General features: G+C 42.1%; 8 protein-coding genes and 1 pseudogene. 4 read left to right on the top strand and 5 right to left on the bottom strand.

The features are described from left to right. Positions 1-481, top strand: a 481-nt coding sequence (locus N5O98_RS26795; RefSeq protein ID WP_269496194.1) for a DUF5712 family protein, incomplete at its 5' end; no start/stop codon positions are given. A 655-nt stretch (positions 482-1,136) separates the two neighbouring features. Beyond that, a complete protein-coding gene (locus N5O98_RS26790) occupies positions 1,137-1,928 on the top strand; it encodes a phosphatase PAP2 family protein (protein WP_229095821.1) in 792 nt (263 codons plus the stop codon). A gap of 27 nt (positions 1,929-1,955) precedes the next feature. Here the strand turns inward: N5O98_RS26790 and N5O98_RS26785 are convergent, their stop codons facing one another. The 5 genes from N5O98_RS26785 to N5O98_RS26765 form a co-directional block, all read right to left on the bottom strand. After that, complete coding sequence (locus tag N5O98_RS26785; RefSeq protein ID WP_117589362.1) at positions 1,956-2,483, bottom strand: hypothetical protein; 528 nt, start codon at positions 2,481-2,483, stop codon at positions 1,956-1,958. A gap of 102 nt (positions 2,484-2,585) precedes the next feature. Continuing rightward, a complete protein-coding gene (locus N5O98_RS26780; RefSeq protein WP_016274500.1) occupies positions 2,586-2,777 on the bottom strand; it encodes a hypothetical protein in 192 nt (63 codons plus the stop codon). 3 nt (positions 2,778-2,780) lie between these two features. Then, positions 2,781-3,755: a replication initiation protein gene (locus tag N5O98_RS26775; RefSeq protein WP_117589365.1), complete on the bottom strand. Its 975-nt coding sequence runs from the start codon at positions 3,753-3,755 to the stop codon at positions 2,781-2,783. 477 nt (positions 3,756-4,232) lie between these two features. Beyond that, positions 4,233-4,547 carry a helix-turn-helix domain-containing protein gene (locus tag N5O98_RS26770; RefSeq protein ID WP_007851388.1) on the bottom strand — a complete coding sequence of 105 codons (315 nt, stop codon included), beginning with the start codon at positions 4,545-4,547 and terminating at the stop codon, positions 4,233-4,235. 5 nt (positions 4,548-4,552) lie between these two features. Further along, entirely contained in the window at positions 4,553-4,900 is a 348-nt protein-coding gene (locus N5O98_RS26765; RefSeq protein ID WP_117589366.1) for a type II toxin-antitoxin system RelE/ParE family toxin, read from the bottom strand. A 391-nt stretch (positions 4,901-5,291) separates the two neighbouring features. Here N5O98_RS26765 and btgA point away from each other — a divergent pair, with 391 nt between their 5' ends. Beyond that, entirely contained in the window at positions 5,292-5,897 is a 606-nt protein-coding gene (gene btgA / locus N5O98_RS26760) for a mobilization protein BtgA (protein WP_202191178.1), read from the top strand. Beyond that, positions 5,894-6,410: pseudogene (btgB, locus tag N5O98_RS26755) on the top strand (mobilization protein BtgB); the annotation flags it as partial. The gene btgA and the pseudogene btgB, both read left to right, overlap by 4 nt.

Genomic DNA, 6,410 nt, shown 5'->3' with positions numbered 1-6,410 from the left:
CAACCGGGACGGTGACAGTGACAGTGATATGCACGCACATATCATCGTCAGCCGGAAAGACCGGAGCAACACCAGGAAGTTAAGCCCTAAAACGAACCACACCGGAAAGAAGAACTGCGGCAACGTGAAGGGAAGTTTTGACCGGACGGATTTTTTCCGGAAGTGTGAAAGCTCTTTTGATCGGCGAATGGGGTTTGACCGGGAGCCGGAGGAAAGTTTCGACTACCTTAACGCCGTCAAGAACGGCAACCCGGCAGAAATTGCCCGACAGGTGGAGCGTGCGCAGCGCATCAGAAAGGAGAAATGGGACAATCTCAAAACGGAGCTTCAAACCCGGCAGGAGCCGGAGATGTCAAAAATCCGACAGGTGGAGAAAACACCCGACATCGAGCAGCCCACTCCCAAGAAGCAGCAGGAGGAAGATTTGGAACTCCGGCAGAAGCCCAAAAAGAGCAGAGGTTTTGGCATGGGCAGTTGGTAATTTTTCTATTTTCCGGCACAAAGGTAGCTACGCACGCCGCATTTGTCAAGGGACGTTTCACTCTCCGGGTAAAAAATCTCCTGTGCTCGCTTCGCTCGTGCGGTATTTTTTACCCTTCGCCCTTGACAAATACTCTGTGCTTCGCTGGCAGGTGTTTAGGAAAAAAGAAAAAAATGTTGCTCTTTGGTGGGGTGTCCGTTTTGTCATTCTGTTACCGTTGTATTAAGTATTCGCTCTGTACTTCTTGATTTAGTATAATAGCAAAAATATGGGTTTATGAAAATGGAAGGACTGGCAAAATATTAATATTCAATATATTTCGCTATCTTTGCAGCCTCAAAATTGGATTAAGTATTTATTTAAAAGATTAAGGCAATGGTAAAAGCATGAAATACTAAAGATATAACATAAACATATAATTAATAGCGTTTACTATTATTCGGTATACTCTGAAAATTTGGCGATTAGATGATGTATAGACACGAATAAGTTCTGTGAACGCCTGCGCTATGCGTGGGTGGAACTTATCGTCTATACGGGTTACGCCAAATACCTCAGAGTGTTGATAAGGAAGCCCACGCTTCTTTTTTTTACGCTTTGGGGTATTTGTTTGTTGTGCCCGTATCGAATTATAGTTCGCACAACAAAAGCGTAGATGAAAAAATATTTTTTTACGAGAGAATCTTTATTGGCGATAGGGATTTTCATGTTTTCTTTTACCCATATATGGGCGCAAAATGGAGTGAAGGATAGTTTGTATAAGGAATTACCGAAACCTGTTTTAGATGAAGTGTATCAATTGAAATTTAAAGAGGTGTTAGTTCCTGTCATGGGGATAGGTACAGCAGCTTTGTTTGTCTGTGATGGCTGGTTTACAGAACAGAGGGAGAATGTGCAGGATCTCCTTTCTGCCAAAGGAAGAAATAAAATCAAGTTTGATGATTATATGCAATATTCGCCAATGGTCGCAGTTTATGGGTTAAACCTTGCAGGTGTGAAAGGGAAGCATAGCTTTAAAGGCAGGACAATAATTTTGGCAATGTCTTATGCAACTATGGGAATGATTGTCAATACGATGAAATATTCGTTTAAAGAGAAAAGACCGGATAGTAATACTCGAAATTCTTTTCCATCCGGTCATACTGCTACGGCATTTATGGGAGCTGAATTTCTTTACCGGGAATATAGGGATGTGTCGCCATGGATTGGTTATGCAGGGTATGCGATAGCAGCAATTACGGGATACTTGAGAATATACAATGACAGGCATTACCTCAATGATGTGGTAGCAGGGGCTTGTATTGGTGTTTTGAGCACGAAACTGGCTTATTGGTTGTATCCTAAGATATTTAAGAAATCCGAATGTTACAAAGAGCATGTGGCGATAGTGACCTTGCCTTATTATTCCGCAAAAGAAGTTGGTTTGAACATGTGTATTTGTTTTTAGGGATAGACAAAGTAATGTTTATTAGTTTTATACATCTAATTCAGTGTTTACATGTATTTTTCCGAAAGTCTTTTGCTCGTCACGCACCCGGCACAGTTCCCGGTGCGCCTTTTCCTTGTATTCCAGCAAAGCGGAGTTTTCGGAGCGCAGCCGGGCAATCTCCCTTTCTTGTTCTTCGCTTTTGGCTTCTGCCTTTGCTTTTTCTTCGGCAGCATGGGCGATCAGTTCCGGCGCAGGGAGTTGCTTGGCGGTCTGTTCCCGGACTGCCTGTAATAGCTGGCGAACCGCTTCCGTTCCCTCGTTGTGTCGTTCCATGATCTTTGCGGATTGTTCCAGCCGCCCGGCAACCTTTTCTAATGGGGAGAGGTCAAAAGCTTCACCCCGGAGGTCGAACCCGGTTCTTTGGAAATAATCAACGGATAACTCGACAAATTCTTTGCGAGTTATACCCGTACCGTTTAAATACTCGTCTAATTTTTGGGCGTACTCTTGGCTTATCGCTATGGTGGTAAGCGGTGTTTTCCTCTTTTGCTTGCTTTCCTGTCCTTTTTCCATTGCTGTAAAATGCTATATTCTGTTGCAAAGGTAGTTATAAGTATTGTTATAGCAATTTATCACAAACATTATTGCAATTTATTGCGGTTATAGCAAAATAAATCATCTTGCTATTAGCTGGAAGTCATGGTAAACGCCCCCATTTCTTCCGCAGGCTTCCGGACATGGTTCGGTGAATATCACTGTTACGAATATTGCCCCGGCGAACTTCTCTATCTCTGTAACCATTGCCCGTAAATCCCTGCCATAGCCGTTTATTTCGGCTGGTACGATAACTTTATCACCTGTTTTCATAAGCTATTTTCTATCTTTTAATTTCCCTTTGATTGCATTGATAATATACCCCTTGGGGTTTTTCTTTTCTCTTGCTTTTCCCTTGAGAATGGAAAGCTCTAGCATTATGTCAAGCTCTTTTTGCGCAGCCTTGAAAAGGTCTATGTTGTTCTTTATCTCTTGGTCTGTGAATAGCAGGTCTTGTTTTAGATAGTTCCGTATGAGCCTGTCTAAGTCCCACCCTAAGCTGACCTGTTTTTGTAGTTCGTGCTTTTCGAGTTCCTCGTCCCTGTGCTCCGGCTGGTATTTTGGATATAGTTTTAGTGAATGGAAAGAACGTCCGTCCTTTAAGATTTTGTATTCAAAGGAATAGGGGCTTTTGGCGTCTAATTCTTCTTTCGCAGGCTTTACAATCCACTTGATAAAGTCGGGGTTTCGCTTGTATTTGTCTTGTACGCCGAACATGATTTTTAAGTCCTCGATTGTATAAATCAAGGGTCTTTCCTGTCCGCTCATAAGCTCATAGAACCGCATCGAGTATTGGCTTGTAAATTCCATTGCCGTTTTAAGCTCATATTTCCTGAATCCCTTTGAGAAGTTGAGTACGGCATTATATATTTCCGGCTGTATCTCAAATCTTACCCAGCCCCTTTTATAGTTGAATTGTGGCTTCTCGATAATACCTATCACTTTCCATACCTGCCCGTCATCGAACTCAAAAGCCTTGTTTCTAAGGTCTAAAAGGGCTTTTTTCACACGGGTATAGTTCTCATCGTCATCGTTGGCTAAAAACGCAGAAATGGGCATTAAAACAACCCTGTCATCGTACAAATTCTTCTCGATTCGCAGCCCGGGATATAGTTTTTTTCCTTCAAGTTCACATTGCATAGCTTCTACAAGACGGTACAAAATGCGTTTTTCGTACACGGAAAAGTTATACTTTGATACGGTCATTAAATAACTCTGTATCACGTCTTTGTTCGTAATCTTTACAGCCATATTCATGTAATTTTAAAAACGAGAGATTGAATGTTCGCAAATATAGAAATTAAAAACGAGATTGAAAAATGTATCTCCACAAAAACATTCAAAAACTCGTTTTTAAAGAGCAAAATAACATTCAAAAACTCGTTTATAACATTCAAAAACTCGTTTTTAATCCCTTTTGTGTTGCTATAATTTGTTGATAGTTAGTAATTTATAAATGCAATTTCAAAAGTTGATAAGCATATAACAAGCTATGCTTTAAAACAAGTCAAAGAGATTTTAGGAGGTCAAGAAAAACGGAAATAGCCTAAAAACGAGTTTTTGAATACTTGTGAAAGCAAAGCAAAAGCCAAGCGCAGCGGGGTAAATCGAGCGAATTTTCCCGCGTGTTAATATGTGTTTAATTATGATTTTTTATGTATAAAGCGAGAATTTTCCGGGATGCGTTTTCGCTCCCGGATTTGATATAACTTTTTGTTATATAGTTAGTTACCATAACGCAACTTTTCCCATGCTTCCGATTTCAAGTTTAGCACTTATCCCCATAGCCTTAAAAACTCTTGCAATGGTGGAAAAGGTTAAGTTCTTACCGTTTTCAATTCGGGAGATTTGAGCACGCTGCACTCCTATCAGATTACCTAACTCCTCTTGGGTTAAGTTCTTTGATTGGCGAGCCTGTTTAATGGCTTCACCTATCAAAAAGGAGTTAAGTTCTTCTTCGTAGGCATCACGTTTGGGAGTACCTTTTTCCCCGATGTATTTATCCTCGATTTCTTCGAGTGTATAAAATTTCTTTGCTTCCATACGCTTTATCTTTTTGAATTAAAATAATCTTTTCTAATCTCTTCGGCTTTGGCTATTTCTTTGGGAGGTGTCTTTTGGGTTTTCTTGATAAACCCATGCGTTGCGATTACCAGAGTGTTTATCTTATCGTCCTTATCCCAAAAAGCAAGAAGCCTGTACTTGGTTTTGTTATAGAACGTTCTGAATTCCCAAATATCCGTATCATCCAATTTCTTGAATAAATCTGGATCAATTACAAAGGTAGATTTACGAATATTGCTAATGATCTTCTCACGTACCTTGTTGGGCAATCCGTCTAAAAACTCTTGGGCTTCGTTGGATAATTTGACCTTGAATCTTGATTTTGCTTCCATATAAAGTTTTTTAGTGTTGCAAAGATAATCTTTTGTTTCCATATAGCGAAACAATTTGTGTTTATTTTATGCAGCCTGTTGTGTCGTTTTTATGTGTTTTTTTGTTTGTGGAATAGGTTCTTTCTTAGTGCCTCGCTCCGACTTCTCCCCGTCCCCCTTGTACGAGCTTTCGCCGTACCGCAGGGGAGGGTGTTCGCCGGATGCGAAGCAGCCGAAAGAACAGCAAGAGGAAACCGGGCAAGCCCTGTTTTTTCCTCTTGCCCTGCGGGGCTACGGCTGAAAATCAGCCGTTTAAGATTTTTAGCCACAATTATTTTGAAATTGTGGCTAAAATCATATCTTTGTAAATCAGAGATTTAATAATATAAGTAGCAATTAAAATCGCAATTGTATGGATAAGGAAACAACCACCTCGGTAACCATTGACCGGAAAACGTTTGCCCGGCTTGACAGGCTGGCAAAGTCCAATAATGTATCAAAGAAAGACTTCCTTTCCTGTGCGCTGGAGTACTTCGAGAAGTACGGCATCAATCCGGTTGAGCATGAAAGCCCGGCAAAGGAAATGCAGAAACTTATCAAACGCTGTGATCAGGTGATAGCGTTCATCAGGAAGCAGGAGCAGGATTTCTTGCGTCCGGCTTGTGAAGCCATGGGCAGTACAAGCATGAGAGTGACCATGAGCATGGACTCGATACTTACGGAAAAAAAGTTCAGCCAATACCAAAAAGACAATGACCTATTCATGCGTGACCTTGCAAGCCTTGCCGGGATAAGGGAGCAGGCTTTGGACCGGGCGGAAAAGGCAGTCAGTCAGTCGAGGGATATGCTTCTGAAGAACCAACAAGCCATTTATGCAAGGCTGGACGCTGTGACGCAAAGGCAGGAGAAGATCTTCTCCTATATCGCAAGCTATATCGATGCGAAAGGAAAAGCCGGGCTTTTCGATGATATAAAAGCCTTGTACAAGGACGAGAAGAACAAAAGGGAAAAGATATGAACGTGAAGATACAGGGAGGCGGTAACGGCACATATGCCAATACAGGCAGTTGCGTTGCGGTGACGAACTATCTCCAGCATGAGGATTTGGAGAGGATGAAGAAAGGGGAGGAGGTGCAGCCATTCTTCAACCAGTTCCGGGACTACGTGAGCGCAAGGGAGGTCACATTCAAGATAGACAACAACAAGGCTAAGTTAAGCCGGACTGACGCAAAGTTCTATGTTATCACTGTCAGCCCTTCAGAGAAGGAGCTGCGCTGCATGGGCGGAACTCCGCAGGAGCGTGCGGAAGCCTTACGGCGGTACATACGACAGGATGTGATGAGAAACTATGCGGAGGGCTTCGGAAAAGGCTTGAGAAGCGATGATGTGGAATATTACGCAAAGATCCACTTCAACCGGGACGGTGACAGTGACAGTGATATGCACGCACATATCATCGTCAGCCGGAAAGACCGGAGCAACACCAGGAAGTTAAGCCCTAAAACGAACCACACCGGAAAGAAGAACTGCG

This window comes from Bacteroides sp. LFL-34 (genome assembly GCF_027257075.1).
GTDB lineage: Bacteria > Bacteroidota > Bacteroidia > Bacteroidales > Bacteroidaceae > Bacteroides > Bacteroides ovatus.
Note: the sequence above shows the minus strand (reverse complement) of the source record. Positions and strands in the feature narration are given on the sequence as shown.

Coding starts and splice junctions, on each gene's coding strand:
- N5O98_RS26765 (WP_117589366.1), bottom strand. CDS start 4,900: ATGGAAGCAAAATCAAGATTCAAGGTCAAATTATCCAACGAAGCCCAA.
- N5O98_RS26780 (WP_016274500.1), bottom strand. CDS start 2,777: ATGAAAACAGGTGATAAAGTTATCGTACCAGCCGAAATAAACGGCTAT.
- btgA (WP_202191178.1), top strand. CDS start 5,292: ATGGATAAGGAAACAACCACCTCGGTAACCATTGACCGGAAAACGTTT.
- N5O98_RS26775 (WP_117589365.1), bottom strand. CDS start 3,755: ATGGCTGTAAAGATTACGAACAAAGACGTGATACAGAGTTATTTAATG.
- N5O98_RS26790 (WP_229095821.1), top strand. CDS start 1,137: ATGAAAAAATATTTTTTTACGAGAGAATCTTTATTGGCGATAGGGATT.
- N5O98_RS26770 (WP_007851388.1), bottom strand. CDS start 4,547: ATGGAAGCAAAGAAATTTTATACACTCGAAGAAATCGAGGATAAATAC.
- N5O98_RS26785 (WP_117589362.1), bottom strand. CDS start 2,483: ATGGAAAAAGGACAGGAAAGCAAGCAAAAGAGGAAAACACCGCTTACC.